The following is a 17,351-nucleotide window of genomic DNA, read 5'->3' as shown; positions in this document are numbered from 1 at the left end:
CGGGGCCGATAATGAGGAGCTCATGGACAAGCAGCAAGACTTCGTTCTGCGCACTATCGAGGAACGCGGCGTCAAGTTCGTACGACTGTGGTTCACGGATGTCATAGGCACACTGAAGTCTGTTGCTATCGCCCCGGCTGAGGTCGAGGGAGCGTTCGCAGAGGGCGTCGGAATCGACGGGTCCGCCATCGAGGGCCTCACGCGCGCGTACGAGGCGGATGTGCTGCTGCATCCGGATCCGGCGACCTTTCAGATCCTGCCGTGGCGGGGCGAGGAAGACGCCACCGCGCGCATGTTCTGCGACATCAGCACGCCGGATGGCCAGCCAGCTGTCGCAGATCCGCGTAATGTGCTCAAGCGCAACCTCGAGAGGGCAGCAGAGCGCGGCTTCACGTTCTACACGCATCCGGAGATCGAGTTCTACCTGCTGAAGAGCTCCAAGCTGGGAAAGGATGGCCAGCCGACGCCGGTCGACTCTGCCGGCTACTTCGACAATGTTCCCGGCGGCACCGCTCACGACTTCCGCCGGGCATCCGTGCGCATGCTCGAGGACCTGGGCATCTCGGTCGAGTTCAGCCACCACGAAGGCGGCCCCGGCCAGAACGAGATCGACCTGCGCTACGCGGACGCGCTCACCATGGCCGACAACATCATGACTTTCCGCACCGTCATCAAAGAGGTTGCGATCGAGCAGGGCGTGTACGCCACCTTCATGCCCAAGCCGCTCATCGGGCAGCCCGGATCCGGGATGCACACCCACGCGTCTCTGTTCGAGGGCGACACCAATGCGTTCTTCGAGGCCGGCGCCGAATACCAGCTCTCGAAGATCGGTCGTCAGTTCATCGCCGGGCTGCTGAAGCACGCGCCGGAGATCACCGCAATCACCAACCAGTTCGTGAACTCGTACAAGCGCCTTTGGAGCGGCGACGAAGCCCCCAGCTTCGTGTGCTGGGGGCACAACAACCGCTCGGCGCTCGTCCGGGTGCCGCTGTACAAGCCGTCCAAGGGGCAGAGCTCGCGCGTCGAGTACCGCGCGCTGGACTCCGCAGCCAACCCGTACCTGGCGTTCTCGGTCATCCTGGCCGCCGGTCTCAAGGGCATCGAGAACGGCTACGAGCTGCCGCCAGAGGCGGAGGACAACGTGTGGGAGCTCACCGACTCCGAGCGGCGTGCACTCGGCTACCGGCCACTGCCGACCAGTCTCGACAGCGCCATCTCACTCATGGAGGAGTCGGAGTTGGTCGCCGAGACGCTGGGCGAGCAGGTGTTCAATTACGTGCTCAAGAACAAGCGTCGCGAATGGGCGGAGTACCGCAGCCAGGTGACGCCGTACGAACTGCGCACGAACCTGCACGCCCTCTAACAGGCCATGTCGCGCGGTCGCACGTCGCTTACCGACCTGGCTCGGCTTGGGTTCAGCGACCTGCGTGGGGCGCAGCGGCTGCTGGAGCAGGTCGAGCCGACGCTGCATGCGCTGTTCGGACGCGCGGCCGACCCTGACCAGGCGCTGCGTGAGCTGTTGCGGCTGCGCGAGCACGGTGGCGGAGCGGATGCCCTGCTGGCGGATTCGGATGCCGCGGCTCGGCTGATCCGAGTCCTCGGCGCGTCGGCGGGACTCGCGGGGTTCTTCGAGCGGCACCCGGACGAGCTGGACGTGCTGTCGAGTCGGGTGCAGCGACTACCGGATGCCGAGAGCCTGCACGCGAGCCTGCTCGCTGGGGTGCAGGGCAGCGCACCAGAGGCCGCCGTGGACGCGCTGCGCGTGCGGTATCGGCGCGAACTCGCGCGGATCGCGGCGTGGGATGTCGAGCAGGAGGATCCGATCGCGGCGGTCGACTCCGTCGCCGCGACGCTCGCCGACCTGGCCGGCGCCGCTCTGGACGTCGCGCTGGATGTTGCCCGCGCGAGCGTTGCGGGCGACAAGCAGGAGCTCGCCGCCACTCGCCTCGCAGTGATCGGCATGGGCAAGGCCGGCGCGCGCGAGTTGAACTATCTGAGCGATGTCGACGTGATCTACGTGGCCCGGGCATCCGGCGACCTGACCGGCGACCGGGCGGTGGAGCTCGGTACCCGCCTGGCCAAGGCGCTCACGCGCATCCTGAGCGGCCCGTCGAGCGAGCCCGCGCTGTGGGATCTCGACGCGAACCTGCGGCCGGAGGGGCGCGACGGAGCGCTGGTGCGCACCCTCGAGTCGCATATCGCCTATTACGAACGCTGGGCGAAAGGTTGGGAGTTCCAGGCGCTGCTGAAGGCCCGGCCGCTTGCTGGCGACCGAGAGCTGGGGGCGCGCTACTGCGAGAGCGTCGCCCCGTTCGTCTGGTCGAGCGCGTCGCGCGAGAACTTCGTCGAATCGGTGCAGGGGATGCGTGAGCGGGTCACGGCCAATATCCCCGCCGCGCAGCGGGATGTTCAGCTGAAGCTCGGACCGGGCGGACTGCGCGACATCGAGTTCACGATTCAGCTCCTGCAGCTGGTGCACGGGCAGACCGACCCCGAGGTGCGTCAGCGCGCCACCCTGCCGGCGCTGAAGGCGCTGGCGGAGCACGGCTACATCGGACGTGCGGAGGCGGCCGAGTTCGCTGACCACTACCGCTTCCTCCGGCTGCTCGAGCATCGCCTTCAGCTGGCCGGACTCAGTCGCACCCATCTGATGCCGCGCGACCCCGAAGCGTTGCGCGTGCTCGCTCGCGCATCCGGGGTCGCGGCGAACGAGCCGGAGCTCACCGCGCGCTGGCAGCGCACCAAGACCCAGGTTCGAAGCCTGCACGAGAGGCTGTTCTATCGGCCGCTGCTGTCGGCCGTTGCCGCGCTGCCTGACGAGGACTTCGCGCTGACAAGTGATCAGGCGGTCGCGCGGCTCGCGGCCATCGGCTTCGTCGACCCCGCCGGCGCGCTGCGGCACATCGGAGCACTGACCGCCGGGATCTCCCGCCGGGCGATCATCCAACGCAACCTCCTTCCTGTCATGCTGCAATGGTTCGCCGACGGCGCCGATCCCGACCATGGGCTGCTCGTCTTCCGGCGACTGAGCGAGCGCCTGGGGGAATCGCACTGGTACCTGCGGATGCTCCGTGATTCGTCCGGCGCGGCGCATCGCCTGACGCAGGTGCTGGCGAGTTCGCGCTTCGTCAGCGACCTGTTTCTCACCATCCCCGAGGCGGTTGCCTGGCTCGAAGTGGATGCGGATCTCGCACCGCGGACCCTCGACCAGCTGATCGAGGAGGGCGAGGCGATCATCAGCCGCCACGGCGACGATCCGGATGCGGCGGCGGCCGGGGTGCGCACGGTGCGTCGCCGGGAGATCCTGCGGGCGGCGATTGCAAGCATCTTAGGGCTGCTGAGCGTCCAGGAGCTGGGGCGCGCGCTCACCGACGTGATGACCGCGGCGATCCGGAGCGCCCTGCGCATTGCCCGGACGGAACCCGACGGCATCGAGTTCGGGGTGATTGCAATGGGACGGTACGGGGGGCGCGAACTGGGCTTCGGCTCTGACGCCGACGTGCTGTACGTGTATCGGCCGGCCGGCGCGGAGCCTGAGGCGGCCAGGGTGCGCGCTGGCGAGCTCGTGCGCGCGCTGGGCGCTCTGACCGAAGACTTCTCGGTGCCGTTGGAACTCGACGCCGGGTTGCGCCCAGAGGGTCGCAACGGCCCGGTGGTGCGCTCGCTTGACGCATATCGCGCCTATTACGAGCGCTGGTCGCTCACCTGGGAGGCGCAAGCGCTGCTCCGTGCTCGTGGCGTGGCGGGGGACGCTGAGCTGCTGCGCGGGTTCGAGACCGTGGCCGACGAGGTGCGGTACCCGGAGAGGCTGAGCGAACAGGACATCCGCGAGGTGAAGCGCATAAAGGCGCGCGTGGAGGCGGAGCGGCTGCCGCAGGGCGCAGACCCGACCCGGCACCTGAAGCTCGGGCGAGGGTCGCTGAGTGACGTCGAGTGGCTTGTCCAGCTACTGCAGCTCACGCAGGCTGCAGAGGTGCCGTCCTTGCGCATCACGTCGACGCTGGGGGCGCTGGAGGCTGCTGTCGAAGCTGGTCTGCTGACGGCCGAAGACGCTGGGGTGCTGCGCGAGGCGTGGCTGTTCGCCTCGCGGACGCGGTCGGCGCTGATGCTGTGGACGTCGAAGACGTCGGACGTGCTTCCAGTGGACAGGGTGCAGTTGGAGGGCGTAGCCCGGTTGTTGAGGTACCCAGCGGGCTCGGCGAGCCGGCTGGAGGACGACTACCTGCGCGTGACGCGGAGGGCGCGGCAGGTCTTCGAGCGCACCTTCTACGCCGCGTCACCTGCTGGTTGAGGGATCGCGAAGCGATCGTCTCGAAACCAGCATCAGCATGGCTTTTGGAAGAGTTATCCACACCCCGTCCGCCGCGTCGTTTGCAATGTCGGTGGTGGGTTGTTCAGTGGAAATATGAACACCACGACCCCCTATCCGGAGCCTACGGAGCTTGATGCTCGGGCTTACGAGGACTGGGAGGCGTGGCTGGGTCGGGATCGCACCGCGGATATCAAAGAGGCATATCTGGCGAGGTATGGCCCGTTCGAGGACCCGCAGGTCGCGGCGTGGGAGGCGGACCGGTTCTTCCCGGGCACGGAGGGCGAGGAGCGACACCGCCAGTCGCTGCTGGATGAGGTGCTGGAGCCGCAGTACGTGCAGGATCGGGCGCTGGCCAAGCAGCAGCGGGTGCTGGCGGAGCTGGCGGAACTTGCCGAGGCCGATGGTGGTCCGACGTTCAGGAATCGGGATCTGGCGCTGCGGGGGATGGTGAGCGAGTTGGCGGTCATGCTTCGGCTGGCCGACCGGACGGTGGACGCCCGGGTGGGCACCGCCTACTCGCTGGTGCACCAGTTCCCGCAAACATTGGACGCGTTGCAGTGCGGCGCGATCGGCTTCGGGCATGCCCGGGTGATCCTGGACCGCGGCCTGAACCTCGGCACCCCGGAGGCCCGCGCCGAGTACGAGCAGGTGGTGTTGGAGCGGGCGGTGGAGGTCACTCCGGGCCGGTTGGACCGGTTCGCGCAGCTGACCGCCGCCCGGCTGGGTGCCACCCCGTTCGAGGAACGGCACAAGAAGGCCCGCGAGGAGCGTCGGGTGTGGGTGACCGAGTGCGAGGACGGCATGTCCCAGGTCGCCGCGATGCTGCCGACGGTGCTGGCGGAGGGGATCTGGGACCGGCTGACCAAGCAGGCCAAGGCGGTCACCGACACCGGCGACCCGCGAACCCGCGACCAGTTGCGCGCCGACCTGCTGACCGAGCTGCTGCTGACCGGACAACCCGACGGCGACCCGGACGCCCCGCACCGGGCCGGGGTCGGCATCCGCGGCGAGGTGGCGATTGTGATCCCCGCCCTCGCCCTGGCCGGCGACGAGAGCGCCGGCCCGGCCAGCATGGCCGGGCGCGGCCCGATCGACATGGACACCGCCAGACGGCTGGCGGCGGATGCCGACCAGCTGGTGCGGTTGATCACCCACCCGGTGTCCGGGATGACGGTGGCGGTGGACTCCTACCGGCCGTCGGCGAAGATGCGCCGCTACCTGCGCTGGCGAGACGGCCGCTGCCGATTCCCCAGTTGCAACGCATCGCCGTGGCGCACCGACCTGGACCACACGGAAGAGTGGCAGCACGACGGGAAGACCGAGATCGACAACCTGGCCAACCTGTGCCGCGGCCACCACACCCTGAAGTCGATCGGCGCCTGGAAGGTCAAGCAGGTCACCCCCGGGGTGCTGGAGTGGACCAGCCCCAACGGGGTCACCGCCACCGACCACCCCGCCCGCTGGAACTGAGCTTGACGCTGGTGACGGACCCGCCGGCCCACGGGATCGCGGGAATCGCTGATTGAGGGATCGCGCAGCGATCGTCTCGAAACCCGTCCTCAGCCGCTCCGCTCGCTCTGCCGCTCCCGGCTCGGACCGCCGACCTCTTCAGGTAGCTGCCCCACCGGCACGATCACGATGTCCTCGATCTTCCAGTCGAGGTCGATGCATCCGTCGCGCGCTTCCAGAAGCTGCTCGAGCCGCACCTTCCCTCTTTCGGGCACAACGAACGCCTCGACGTGCAGAACGTGACCCTCGTCCCGCACGCGCGCACCGGCCGCTTCTACCCACGGCAGTGACCGCAGGTAGGTGTTGACCTCACGGATCAGCGGATGCGGCGCGCTATCGTCCACGGTCGTCGCGCGCGAGTCGACGAGATCGGTGATCGCTGCCTTGAGGTTCTTGTACCCGTCCCACAGGATGCTGCAGCCGATCAGCGTCGCGACGACGGCATCCGCCCACCAGATGCCCAGCCCGATGCCGAACACGCCGAGCATCGACCCCGCCGCGGTCATCCAGTCGGCCTTGTTCATGTCAGCGTCGGCGTAAAGCACCTTGTCGTGGAGTTGTTCGGCGAGCTCCATCTTGATCCGACCCAAGATGATCGGCGGAACCACCGTCAGCGACAGTGCGCCGATCATGAGCCAGCCCAGCCACACCTGTTGGCCGAAGATCACGACCGACCCGATCGTCGGATGCTCCGCCCGGAACAAACCGCTCAGGGAATCGACGATCAGGAACGTTCCGACCGCGGTCAGCGCGACAGCGGCAACGAGGTGCGCGACGCCAATCGAACGGTGGTGCCCGTACGGATAGCGGGCAGATGGTGGCCGGTTGACGACACGCACCGCGACCAGGAACGCGATCGGCGGCGCGAGCGAGAGCAGGTCCTCGAGCCACGCGGCTTTCATCGCCTGCGAGTTTCCGAGCACGAGCCCCAACAGGATCGTCGTCACGACAAGGAAGCAGATGGTGATCCACTCGATCCGGATGGCTCGCTTCAGCACGTCCTGGAGTTCCGGCGGCAGCTCGGTCCTGCCGAACCGACGTGTCACGGTCCTTCTCCGTTCTCGTGAAGGAAGGTCTCCAGCTCGACGAGAAACGCGTTCTCACCGAGCGGAACGGCCATGACGTGCTGCACCGTTTGCCCGAGATCGTTGGTGGACTCGCGGTAGGGGCGGGTCACGCCGGCAGAATCTGTCCACGGCGTATCCGATGTCAGTCCGCCGATCACGAGGTCGAGGCGTCCGTTCTCGAGGTGGAGCATCAGCGCTTCCTCGCCCAAAGCGACCCACTCAACGCTGGCATCAAGCGTTTCCGCGAACTCCCGTACGAGGTCGGCCTCGTGCCCAGCGGGCTCACCGGATTCCGGTACGACGACCCACGGTGGATGGTGGGAGACGCCGACGCGCAGCTCACCGCCCGTTACGCGGTCCAAGGTCCCATCAGGGTCCGCCGGGATCGACGTGCATCCGGTCATCGACGCGATGGCCACTCCCAGCACTAGTGCGAGAAATGATCGACGCATGCCGGCCACAGTAGTCACGCCGGTCTAACAACCGCCGTGAGATCGCGCCGAGTTCCCAGCCGCCGCGGGCTACACCCCGAAGTACAGCTCGTACTCGTAGGGGTGAGGGCGCTGCGCGAGGGGCAGAAGCTCCTTCTCGCGCTTGTACGCGATCCAGGTCTCGATGAGATCCTGCGTGAACACTCCACCAGCGGTCAGGAAGTCGTTGTCAGCCTCGAGCGCCTCGAGCGCCTCAGCAAGCGACCCCGGCAGCTGCGGGATGTTGCGGGCCTCCTCTGGCGGCAGCTCGTAGAGGTCCTTGTCGATGGGTTCGAGCGGCTCGATTTTGTTCCGGATGCCGTCGATTCCGGCCATGAGCTGGGCGGCGAACGCCAGGTACGGGTTGCCGGAGGCATCCGGTGCACGGAACTCGATGCGCTTGGCCTTCGGGTTGGTGCCGGTGATGGGAATCCGGATAGCGGCCGAGCGGTTGCCAGCCGAGTAGACCAGGTTGACGGGAGCCTCGAAGCCCGGGACCAGCCGCCGGAAGCTGTTGATGCTCGGGTTGGTGAACGCGAGCAGCGCGGGCGCGTGCTTCAGCAGGCCGCCGATGTACCAGCGAGCGATATCGGAGAGCCCGCCGTAGCCGGTCTCGTCGTAGAACAGGGGCTCACCGCCACTCCACAGCGACTGGTGCACATGCATGCCCGATCCGTTGTCACCGAACAGCGGCTTCGGCATGAAGGTCGCGGTCTTGCCCCACTCGGTGGCGGTGTTCTTGACGATGTACTTGAACTTCAGGATGTCGTCGGCCGCGTGCACCATCGTCTCGAAGCGGTAGTTGATCTCACCCTGGCCTGCCGTGCCGACCTCGTGGTGCGAGCGCTCCACCTGAAGGCCCGCATCCTCGAGCTTGAGCACGATGTCGTCACGCAGGTCCGCGTGCTGGTCGACGGGGCTGACCGGGAAGTATCCGCCCTTGAACGGCGTCTTATTGGCTAGGTTCCCGCCCTCTTCGACCCGGCCAGAGTTCCACGCGCCCTCACTGGAGTCGACATAGAAGTAGCTCTGGTTCTGCTTGGTCTCGTACCGCACGTCGTCGAAGATGTAGAACTCCGCCTCAGGGGCGAAGTACGCGGTATCGGCGATGCCGGTGGAGGCGAGGTACTTCTCGGCCTTCTTAGCCACTTGGCGTGGGTCGCGCCCGTACACCTCGCCATTGCGGGGGTTGTGGATGTCGAAGAGCATGATGAGCGTGCGCTCTACGCGGAAGGGGTCGATGTAGGCGGTGGACACATCCGGGATCAGCTGCATGTCCGATTCGTGGATGCTCGCGAAACCGCGAATGGACGAGCCATCGAAAAGCTGCCCAACGGTGAAGAAGTCCTCGTCCACGGTCGACGCGGGGATGTTGAAGTGCTGCTGCACGCCCGGCAGATCGGTGAAGCGGATGTCGAGGAACTTGACGTCCGTCTCCTTGATGAACGACAGGACTTCCGAGGGATCGCGGAACATGCAGTGCACTCCTTTTTCTTGTGCGTGGGCGGTCGCAGTGCTGATGAAAACGAGGGTATGCGCGGGCGATTTCGCAACCGTGTCGCAAATGTTTCGGCGGTGTTTCGCATCCGCGAACGGGCCCTTCGCGGCGCGCTCCTAGGATGGTCTGATGGCCAGCGTACCCCCGACTTCCCCTGACACCTCCGATGATTGGCCGGGGAAGCGGCTCGGTCTCCCCGCATCCGGACCCCGCTCGGTGGGCCGACTCGGGCGCCGCATCGGGGCGCTCGTGGTCGACTGGATCCCCGGCTACATCATCTCGCTCGCCTTTTTCGGTGGCGATCCGTGGGTGACGCTGTGGATCTTCGCCGGCCTGCAGGTGCTGTTCATCATCCTCGCGGCCGGCAGCATCGGGCATCTCGTGTTCGGGATGCGGGTCGTGCCGGTGAAGACGGGCTGGATCGGCGTGTGGCGGCCGGTCGTGCGCACAATGCTGCTGTGCCTGGTGATCCCGGCAGTGATCTGGGACCACGACCAGCGCGGCCTTCACGACCTGGCTGCCGGCACCGTCCTGGTGCGAGTCTGAGCGTCAGCGCGGGCGCGGTGCGCGCACCTTGGTCGGGTCGATGCCCTTCGGGATCGGCAGGTTGGTGCCCTTGCTCGACAGCGACTTCACGCGGTTGCTGACCGCGTAGATCTCTGCCCGGTTCAGCGCCTTCTTGTAGCGCTTGAATTTCTTCGACATCTTCGCAAGCGGCACGGAGTCGATGTCCGGTCCGACGTGCAGCACGTGGATGGGCACATTGGGGAGGATGCGGGCCACCTTGCGGCGCTCGTCATCCAGCATCCGCTGGGTGCGCGACGCTGGGCCTTCGCCGATCAGCACGACGCCTCCCTTGCCGACCGCGCGGTAGACGGCGTCCTGAGTGCGCGGGCTGATGGCGACCGGCATCTCGCTGCCGGTCCAGCCGCGGGGGAGTGAGCTCTTCAGCACCGCACCGACCGCGCCGGGTTGCCCCTCGATCTGCTTGTACGCGGCCTGCTCGGCGCGGCGGCCCAGCACGATCATGAAGCCGAGAAGGCCACCGAGGATGCCGGCCAGAACCCACATGATGAGCCCGAAGATGCTGTCGCGCGACAGCAGCACGCCGAGCAGGATGGCGAGGAGCAGCGGCAGCACGAAGCCAGCGAGCATGTACCAGACCGAGCCGGGATCCTCCCGGCGCGTCATCTTGTACACCTGGTACATCTGCTTGAGCCGGCCTGGCTCCTTTTGGGGTTTCGGAGCCTTGGGGGCTTTCTCGCTTCGCGCCATGCTTCAAGGATAGGGCTTTCCGCTCCGCCCCAATCCCGCCAGCATCGCTGTGAACACAGCGGCCGCAGCCGGGTCGGGGCACGGCTTGGTGGTGGCGGATGATCGGCTCGTGGATTCGATCGGCGGCTACCGGCTCGTGCGGCTGCTCGGTGCCGGTAGCCGCGCAGAAGTGTGGCTCGGGCACCGCAGCGCACCGGATGGTGCAGGGGAGACGGTCGCGATCAAACGGTTTCTGTCGGGGACACCGCGGCGCGAGATCGACACCGAGCTCGAGGCGCTCGGGCGAGTCTCACATCGTCACATCGTCGAGCTGGTCGACATCGCGATGGACCCGGATGACCGCCCCTGCCTGATCATGGCCAGATTGGGGCGGGTGAGCCTGGCCAGGCTGCTCGCTGACCGCGGCAGTCTTGCTCCTGGTGAGGCGGTGACTCTGCTGGTGCCGACACTGGAAGCGGTGGCGGAACTTCACCGGGTCGGCGTAGCACATGGCGACCTGCGACCCGGCGTGATCCACTTCGACGCGGTGGGCGCACCGGTGCTGGCCGAATTCGGGCGCGCCGAGCTGATCGGCCCATTCCCGGTACCGCCAGAGGAGTACAGCCTCACGACAGCGCGGCTCGAAGAGCACGATCGTGCGCTTGCCGATTGCCGGCAGCTGGTCGACCTGCTGCGACTTGTGCTCGGAACCGCCGGGGTGCACTCCGTGGACCTCGACGACGTTCCCGACAACGCGACGGAACTGCGGGACGCGCTGACGCCGTCGCTGTTCCGCGCGGCTAACCCCGTGCCGATGCGCTTTGATGTCCCGCCGATCGCGGGGCCGCCCGCTCGGATAGTCATCGCGCGCGGCGGGGATGCACCTGAGGCGGAAGCGTCAGCTGCACCGTCCCTCGTGCTGGCTGGCGCACACCTGCCTGCGTGGCTGGAGTCGCTGGCCGGGGAATGGGCGCAGAAAACCCGTGATCGTACGCTTCGAGCGGCGCAGTCACTTCGAACAGTGCGGAAGCCGTTTTGGGTCGCCGCGGCCGCCATGGTGGCGGCCATCGTTGCGACAGCGGTGCTTCTGCAGCCGGGAGCTGGTTCTGATCTCGAACCGCAGCCCGTTGTTGCGCAACCTACCTCAACTGAGACGGCCAATCCGGCCATTCTTGGCGATGACCCATTGGCGGCCGCCGAAGCGCTGCTCGCTGCGCGGGACCAATGTTTTGAGGCCAGGTCGGTGCTCTGCCTCGATGCCGTGGATCAGCCCGGCTCGGCGATGCTCGAGCGCGACGCCGACGCCATCCGCCTCGCCCAGATGGGAGAGGAGTCCGCGCCGATCCGGGTTGCTGACGCAACTCTCGAGTTGGTCGAGGAACTGGGCGACGCGGTGCTGATCTCCGTGTCGGTCGAGCCGGATGCCGCGACAGCGTCTCTCCTCATCGTGCGCAGCGATGCAGGCTGGCGCATCCGCGAGCTCCTGTTCGAATGATCCGCCACTCCGGTGGTCGAGCTTGTCGAGACCCCTTAACGAATCCGCCCCGCTCCAGTGAAGGAGCGGGGCCGGATGGAGCGTTTGCGTCGACTACAGGCCGAGGTTGCCCTCGAAGTTGCCCTCCTCGAGGCGGTTCTTCACCGTGACCAGGAAGCGAGCTGCGTCAGCACCATCGACGATGCGGTGATCGTACGACAGCGCCAGGTAGACGACCGAGCGGATCGAGATCGCATCCATGCCGTTGTCGGAGACGACGACCGGGCGCTTGGTGACGATGCCGGTGCCGAGGATCGCCGACTGCGGCAGGAACACCACGGGCGTGTCGAACAGCGCACCGCGCGAGCCGGTGTTGGTCACCGTGAAGGTGCCGCCAGCGAGCTCGTCCGGCTTCAGCTTGTTGTCACGCGTGCGCTCCGCGAGGTCCGCGATCTGCTGCGCGAGCTGAGCGACGTTGAGGTCGCTCGCGTCACGCACCACCGGGGTGAGCAGTCCGCGTTCGGTGTCGACCGCGATGCTGATGTTCTCGTGCGGCGGGTAGACGATGTTGTCGCCGTCGATCGTCGCGTTGATGATCGGGTACGCCTTGAGCGCCTCCGCCGCCGCGAGGGTGAAGAACGGCAGGAACGAGAGCTTGGTGCCCGTCTTCTGCTGGAACTCGCCCTTGACCCGGTCACGCAGCTTGGCGACGGCCGTCACATCCACCTCGACAACGGTGGTGAGCTGCGCGGATGTCTGCATCGAGACGACCGCGCGCTCTGCGACGACCTTGCGAAGGCGCGACATCGGAACGCTCGTGCCGCGCAGCGGCGACGTCTCCAGCGGAGCGTGCGCGCTGACAACCGCTGCCGGCGCTGCTTCGCCCGCCTCGGCGGGTCCGCCCGCTGCGGCGAGGACATCCTGCTTGCGGATGCGACCGCCGACACCCGAGCCGGAGAGCTGGTTCAGGTTGACGCCCCTCTCGTTCGCAAGCTTGCGGACGATCGGGGTGACGTAGCCGGTGCCAGCGTGGCCACCGCCGGTGGCCGGCTCAGCCTGTTCGGGAGCGGCCGGCGCAGCAGGTGCCTCCTGTGCAGGAGCGGGCTCGGCCGCTGGCGCCGCCGGCGGCTGGTCGACCTGGGCCGCGGGAGCCGGGGGAGCGGCCGGAGCCGCCTCTGCGGGCGCGGGAGCCTCGGTTGACGGGACTACAGCAGGAGCCTGCTGCTCCTGCTGCTGAGCCTCTGGCTGCGAGACCTGCTGCTGAGCGGGCGCCGCCTCGGCCGGAGCCGGAGCGGCAGGCGCCTCTTCGACCGGAGCGGGCTGCGCGGCAGGCGCTTCCTGCTGCACGGGTTCCGCGGGAGCTTCCTGAGCGGGAGCCGGTGCGGCCTCAGCTGCTACCGGCTCTGCAGCTGGCGCGGCCGGAGCCTCGCCGCCGCCGGTTCCGTCTCCGACCATCGCGAGGGGCGTACCGACGTCGACCGTCTCGTCTTCCTGAACGAGGATCTGCTCGAGCACGCCGGCGATCGGGGACGGGATCTCGGTGTCGACCTTGTCGGTCGAGACCTCGACGAGAGGTTCGTCGACCTCGATCCGGTCGCCGACCTGCTTCAGCCAGCGGGTAACCGTACCCTCTGTGACACTCTCCCCGAGTGCCGGGAGGTTGACGGATTCGCTCATCAGTATTTGCTCCTTCTGGAAGACCGTGGTTCTAGGTTAGTTCGTGTCACATTGCGTGAAGCGGCTTGCCGGCGAGGGCGAGGAACGCCTCTCCGAGCGCCTCGTTCTGCGTCGGGTGTGCGTGGACGAGCGGCGCGACATCCTCCGGGTACGCCTCCCAGTTAACCGCGAGCTGCGCTTCGCCGATGAGTTCACCCACGCGGGCGCCGATCATGTGCACGCCGACGACCGGGCCGTCGTTGACGCGGACGACCTTGATCGAGCCGGTCGTGCCGATGATCGAGCTCTTGCCGTTGCCGGCGAGGTTGTAGTCGTAGCTGGTCACCGAGCTGTCGCCGTACTGCTCCTTGGCCTTCGCCTCGGTGAGTCCCACGGATGCGACCTCGGGGTCGGAGTAGGTGACCTTCGGAATGTTGGTGTCTGAGACGACGATCGGGTTCAGGCCTGCAATCTCCTCGGCAACGAAGATGCCCTGCTGGAAGCTGCGGTGCGCGAGCTGCAGTCCGGGGACGATGTCACCGACCGCGTAGACGCCGGGCACGTTGGTGGCGAGGCGCTCGTTGGTGAGCACGAAGCCGCGGTCCATGGTGATGCCGGCCTCTTCGAAGCCGAGTCCCTGCGTGACCGGGCCGCGACCGACCGCGACGAGCAGCAGCTCCGCCTCGACGGTTCCGCCGCCCTCGACCGTGACGACGACGCCGTTCTCGTTCTGGGTGACGCTCTCGAAGCGCGTGCCGACCTTGAAGTCGATCCCACGCTTGCGGAACGCGCGCTCGAACTGCTTGCTGACCGACTCGTCCTCGTTGGGCACAAGGCGGGGGAGCGCCTCGATGATGGTCACCTCGGCACCCCAGGAGCGCCAGACGCTCGAGAACTCGACGCCGATGACACCGCCACCGAGCACCGCGACCTTCTTCGGCACGAAGTCGAGCGTGAGCGCCTGCTCCGAGGTGATCACGCGACCGCCGAGCTCAAGGCCCGGAAGCGACCGCGAGTAGGAGCCGGTGGCGAGCACGACGTTCTTGCCGGTGATGCGGTCGCCGTTCACCTCGACCGTGGTCGGTGCGACCAGGCGCCCCTCACCCTCGATCGTGGTGATGCCGCGCGCCTTGATCAGCCCCTGCAGTCCCTTGTACTTGCTGGCGACGATGCCCTCGCGGTACGCGGTGACCGCAGAGATGTCGATGCCGTCGAGCTGGGTGTTGACACCGTACTTTGCTGAGTCGCGGGCGACATCAGCAACCTCGGCCGAGTGGAGCAGCGCCTTCGTCGGGATGCACCCGACGTGAAGGCATGTACCGCCAACCTTGTTCTTCTCGATCAGAGCGACGCTCATGCCGAGCTGGGTCGCACGGAGTGCAGCCGCGTATCCGCCGCTTCCGCCTCCGAGGACAACCAGGTCAAAGTTCTGTTCGGACACCCGCAACTCCCTTGTGGTTCTGCTTGCATCGGCCCCGCGTGTGTCGAACTCGGCGGGGCCCTGGGCGGCGGTGATTCCCGCCGTAATGACCTTACTACGCGCGTGAAAGCCGATCGGCGAACGCGAGGAGGGCGCGTACGGTCACGCCGGTCGGTCCCTTGCCGGTGAAGCCGTAGCTGCCGCCGTCGTTGTTCGCCGGCCCCGCGATGTCCAGGTGCACCCACGGGATGGGCGAACCGTCCGCAGAATTGCCGATGAACTCTTGCAGGAAGACGCCGGCGACCAGCATTCCGGCGGCGGTGCTGCCGATCTTCACGTTGGTGATGTCGGCGACGTCGGATGTGAGCAGCGGGCGCAGTTCGGTTGGGAGCGGCATGTGCCAGAAGGTCTCGCCAACCTCGGTGGCGGCCGCGATGAGGTCGTCAACCGCGGAGCCGTTGCCCATGGTGCCGACGTACCGGTCGCCGAGCGCCACGCGGGCGGCACCGGTGAGCGTGGCGATGTCGACGATGACGTCCGGCTGCTCCTCACTCGCTGCGGCCAGCCCGTCGGCGAGCACGAGGCGGCCCTCAGCGTCGGTGTTGAGCACCTCAACGGTCTTGCCGCCGCGGATGCGCAGCACATCGTTGGGTCGCATGGCCGAGCCGGACGGCAGGTTCTCGGCGAGGCACAGCCACGCGGTCACCCGCAGGGGCAGGCCGAGGCGTGCCGCCGCAACTGTCACCGCGAGCGAGGTCGCGGCGCCGGTCATGTCGTACTTCATGCCGACCATCGACGCCGGCGGCTTGAGCGAGAGTCCACCCGAGTCGAACGTGATGCCCTTCCCGACCAGCGCGAGGTGCTGGGACGCATCCGCCGGCGAGTACTCCACCTTGACAAGACGCGGTCCGCGAGTCGACCCCTTGCCCACACCAAGGATGCCGCCGAAGCCCTCCCGCTCGAGCTCGTCTTCGGCGAGGACCGTGACGGTGACGGGCGCGTCGGATGCGATGTCCTGGGCTTCCTGCGCGAAGGTCTCCGGGTAGAGGTCCGACGGCGGCGTGTTGACCAGGTCGCGAACGGTGTGCACTGCCTCGGCGACGATTGCCGCTCGAGCTGCGATGTCATCCGCCGGGGCGCTGGTGGCGACGGCGGTCACGCTGGCTGCGGGCTGCTTGCCGTTCTCCGGCGCGGCGGAGCGGTACGCCGAGAATGAGTAAGCACCGATCGCCGCGCCCTCGAGCACGGCCTGCACGCCCGCGTCATCGGCGGTTGGTAGCGCGAACGCGAGCGACCCGGCGCCGATGAGCTGGCGCGCGGCGGATCCGGCCGCCCGGCGGAGGCTGTTTGTGGTCGGCTCACCGCTGCCGAGCCCGATCAGGGCGATGCTGCCCACGGAAGTGTTCGGGGAGGGGAGGCGACGAAGCTCATCCTCCGCCCCGGTCACGCCGAGAGCCGAAAGTGAGCTCTTGATGGCGTCGAAGTCGGCAAGTTCTGTGCGAAGTTGCGGTCCGGATTCGGTGCTGCTCACCCCAAGCACGAGGACATCAACACTCTGGTCGAGGGCGGATTCGGTCGACACGGCAAGGGCGGGAACAGTCATGACCGCAATCGTAATGCGGTTCATCATGGCGCCCGGTTCCCGCCTGTTCGCTATCGGCTTGATGCAAGGGTGCCCTATGGGAATGTTGTGCGCCGCCCGACGCTTAAACTCGACGTATGTACCAATCCGGCGAACTCTACGAACTCAGCATCGACGTCTCCGACGTCCCTGAGGGACTTCCGCTCGTCGCCGGCCTGACCGGTTTCGCAGACGCCGGTGGAGCGGTCGCCGGACTCAATGAGGCGGTGCTCGCCACCCTGCAGTCGCGAGTCATCGCATCCTTCGACAACGACGCGCTCCTCGACTACCGCGCGCGCCGGCCGACGATCTACTTCGATCAGGACCACCTGACCGATTACCAACCGCCGCGCCTTGCGCTGCACCTCATGCAGGATGAGCTCGGCCAGCAATTCCTCCTTCTCGCTGGCTACGAACCGGACTTCCAATGGGAGCGGTTCACCGCGGCGGTGCTCGAATTGGTCGCCATGTTCAAGGTCAAGACGACCACGTGGGTGCACGCGATCCCGATGCCGGTCCCGCACACGCGGCCCATCCAGATGACGGTGAGCGGCAACCGCGTCGAACTCATCGACACCTACTCGGTGTGGAAGCCGCACACCCAGGTGCTCGCGAACGCGCTGCACATGGTCGAGTACCGGCTTCAGGAGCAGGGTCACCCGGTTGCGGGTTTCGTGCTGCTCGTGCCTCATTACCTGGCCGACACCGAGTACCCGGATGCCGCGGTCAAGTCACTCGAAGCGGTCAGCGCGGCGACCGGTTTGGTCTTCGCGACCGATTCTCTGCGAGAAGAGGGACGCGAGTTCGCGGCCAAGATCGACAGCCAAGTCGAGAACAACAGTGAGCTCGCGCGGCTGGTCGGAACCCTCGAGCAGCGCCACGACTCCTACATGGAGGGCAACCCGCTTCGCTCTCCGTTGACGGATGAGGACGGCGAGCTCCCGTCGGCAGACGAGATCGCGGCGGAGCTCGAGTTCTTCCTCGCGCTGAGGCGCCACGGGGACGAGGATTCGCCCTCTCACTGACGATGGTCAGGTTCGTCCATAAACGCATGTAATAATTGACTTAGG

13 protein-coding genes are annotated in these 17,351 nt (G+C 67.2%); 6 read left to right on the top strand and 7 right to left on the bottom strand.

The features are described 5' to 3' along the window. The first annotated feature begins 22 nt into the window (after positions 1-22). The 3 genes from glnA (HGK58_RS09955) (at position 23) to HGK58_RS09945 (ending at position 5,782) form a co-directional block, all read left to right on the top strand. A complete protein-coding gene (gene glnA, locus HGK58_RS09955) occupies positions 23-1,363 on the top strand; it encodes a type I glutamate--ammonia ligase (RefSeq protein WP_168627425.1) in 1,341 nt (446 codons plus the stop codon). A 6-nt stretch (positions 1,364-1,369) separates the two neighbouring features. Continuing rightward, a complete protein-coding gene (locus HGK58_RS09950; protein ID WP_168627424.1) occupies positions 1,370-4,291 on the top strand; it encodes a bifunctional [glutamine synthetase] adenylyltransferase/[glutamine synthetase]-adenylyl-L-tyrosine phosphorylase in 2,922 nt (973 codons plus the stop codon). Positions 4,292-4,405: 114 nt separating this feature from the next. Beyond that, positions 4,406-5,782 carry an HNH endonuclease signature motif containing protein gene (locus HGK58_RS09945; RefSeq protein WP_168627423.1) on the top strand — a complete coding sequence of 459 codons (1,377 nt, stop codon included), beginning with the start codon at positions 4,406-4,408 and terminating at the stop codon, positions 5,780-5,782. Positions 5,783-5,871: 89 nt separating this feature from the next. Here HGK58_RS09945 and HGK58_RS09940 read toward each other — a convergent pair whose 3' ends face one another. The 3 genes from HGK58_RS09940 to glnA (HGK58_RS09930) all read right to left on the bottom strand — a co-directional run bounded on the left by HGK58_RS09940 (position 5,872) and on the right by glnA (HGK58_RS09930) (position 8,834). Then, on the bottom strand, positions 5,872-6,867 hold the full coding sequence (locus HGK58_RS09940) for a cation diffusion facilitator family transporter (RefSeq protein WP_168627422.1): 996 nt from the start codon (positions 6,865-6,867) through the stop codon (positions 5,872-5,874). After that, positions 6,864-7,340, bottom strand: a complete 477-nt coding sequence (locus HGK58_RS09935; protein WP_193510063.1) for a transporter substrate-binding domain-containing protein — start codon at positions 7,338-7,340, stop codon at positions 6,864-6,866. The genes HGK58_RS09940 and HGK58_RS09935 overlap by 4 nt, the downstream gene beginning before the upstream one ends. 69 nt (positions 7,341-7,409) lie before the next feature. Beyond that, on the bottom strand, positions 7,410-8,834 hold the full coding sequence (gene glnA, locus HGK58_RS09930; protein ID WP_168627421.1) for a type I glutamate--ammonia ligase: 1,425 nt from the start codon (positions 8,832-8,834) through the stop codon (positions 7,410-7,412). 151 nt (positions 8,835-8,985) lie between these two features. Between glnA (HGK58_RS09930) and HGK58_RS09925 the strand changes: the two genes are divergently transcribed. Next, the gene (locus HGK58_RS09925; protein WP_168627420.1) at positions 8,986-9,402 is read left to right on the top strand and encodes an RDD family protein; all 417 of its coding nucleotides are present in this window, start codon (positions 8,986-8,988) and stop codon (positions 9,400-9,402) included. Positions 9,403-9,405: 3 nt separating this feature from the next. On the opposite strand, the gene HGK58_RS09920 is transcribed toward HGK58_RS09925, so the two are convergent. Then, the gene (locus tag HGK58_RS09920) at positions 9,406-10,131 is read right to left on the bottom strand and encodes a DUF4191 domain-containing protein (protein WP_168627419.1); all 726 of its coding nucleotides are present in this window, start codon (positions 10,129-10,131) and stop codon (positions 9,406-9,408) included. A 49-nt stretch (positions 10,132-10,180) separates the two neighbouring features. Between HGK58_RS09920 and HGK58_RS09915 the strand changes: the two genes are divergently transcribed. Further along, positions 10,181-11,605: a protein kinase gene (locus HGK58_RS09915; protein ID WP_168627418.1), complete on the top strand. Its 1,425-nt coding sequence runs from the start codon at positions 10,181-10,183 to the stop codon at positions 11,603-11,605. Positions 11,606-11,698: 93 nt separating this feature from the next. Here the strand turns inward: HGK58_RS09915 and sucB are convergent, their stop codons facing one another. The 3 genes from sucB to HGK58_RS09900 all read right to left on the bottom strand — a co-directional run bounded on the left by sucB (position 11,699) and on the right by HGK58_RS09900 (position 16,263). Beyond that, positions 11,699-13,261 (bottom strand): 2-oxoglutarate dehydrogenase, E2 component, dihydrolipoamide succinyltransferase, encoded by a 1,563-nt coding sequence (gene sucB / locus HGK58_RS09910; RefSeq protein WP_168627417.1) that lies wholly within the window; start codon positions 13,259-13,261, stop codon positions 11,699-11,701. Positions 13,262-13,307: 46 nt separating this feature from the next. After that, the gene (gene lpdA, locus HGK58_RS09905; RefSeq protein WP_168627416.1) at positions 13,308-14,681 is read right to left on the bottom strand and encodes a dihydrolipoyl dehydrogenase; all 1,374 of its coding nucleotides are present in this window, start codon (positions 14,679-14,681) and stop codon (positions 13,308-13,310) included. A 94-nt stretch (positions 14,682-14,775) separates the two neighbouring features. Further along, complete coding sequence (locus HGK58_RS09900) at positions 14,776-16,263, bottom strand: leucyl aminopeptidase (protein WP_168627415.1); 1,488 nt, start codon at positions 16,261-16,263, stop codon at positions 14,776-14,778. A gap of 116 nt (positions 16,264-16,379) precedes the next feature. Between HGK58_RS09900 and HGK58_RS09895 the strand changes: the two genes are divergently transcribed. Then, positions 16,380-17,306 (top strand): PAC2 family protein, encoded by a 927-nt coding sequence (locus HGK58_RS09895; protein ID WP_168627414.1) that lies wholly within the window; start codon positions 16,380-16,382, stop codon positions 17,304-17,306. Positions 17,307-17,351: the final 45 nt, after the last annotated feature.

Origin of the sequence: Cryobacterium sp. BB307 (assembly GCF_012274275.1) — a bacterium.
Taxonomy (GTDB): Bacteria; Actinomycetota; Actinomycetes; order Actinomycetales; family Microbacteriaceae; genus Terrimesophilobacter.
Note: the sequence above shows the minus strand (reverse complement) of the source record. Positions and strands in the feature narration are given on the sequence as shown.

Excerpts from the sequence above, each read along its gene's own strand:
- HGK58_RS09925 (WP_168627420.1), top strand. The coding sequence starts at position 8,986 with ATGGCCAGCGTACCCCCGACTTCCCCTGACACCTCCGATGATTGGCCG.
- HGK58_RS09920 (WP_168627419.1), bottom strand. The coding sequence starts at position 10,131 with ATGGCGCGAAGCGAGAAAGCCCCCAAGGCTCCGAAACCCCAAAAGGAG.
- HGK58_RS09895 (WP_168627414.1), top strand. The coding sequence starts at position 16,380 with ATGTACCAATCCGGCGAACTCTACGAACTCAGCATCGACGTCTCCGAC.
- HGK58_RS09950 (WP_168627424.1), top strand. The coding sequence starts at position 1,370 with ATGTCGCGCGGTCGCACGTCGCTTACCGACCTGGCTCGGCTTGGGTTC.
- sucB (WP_168627417.1), bottom strand. The coding sequence starts at position 13,261 with ATGAGCGAATCCGTCAACCTCCCGGCACTCGGGGAGAGTGTCACAGAG.
- HGK58_RS09935 (WP_193510063.1), bottom strand. The coding sequence starts at position 7,340 with ATGCGTCGATCATTTCTCGCACTAGTGCTGGGAGTGGCCATCGCGTCG.
- glnA (WP_168627421.1), bottom strand. The coding sequence starts at position 8,834 with ATGTTCCGCGATCCCTCGGAAGTCCTGTCGTTCATCAAGGAGACGGAC.
- HGK58_RS09945 (WP_168627423.1), top strand. The coding sequence starts at position 4,406 with ATGAACACCACGACCCCCTATCCGGAGCCTACGGAGCTTGATGCTCGG.
- HGK58_RS09900 (WP_168627415.1), bottom strand. The coding sequence starts at position 16,263 with ATGACTGTTCCCGCCCTTGCCGTGTCGACCGAATCCGCCCTCGACCAG.
- glnA (WP_168627425.1), top strand. The coding sequence starts at position 23 with ATGGACAAGCAGCAAGACTTCGTTCTGCGCACTATCGAGGAACGCGGC.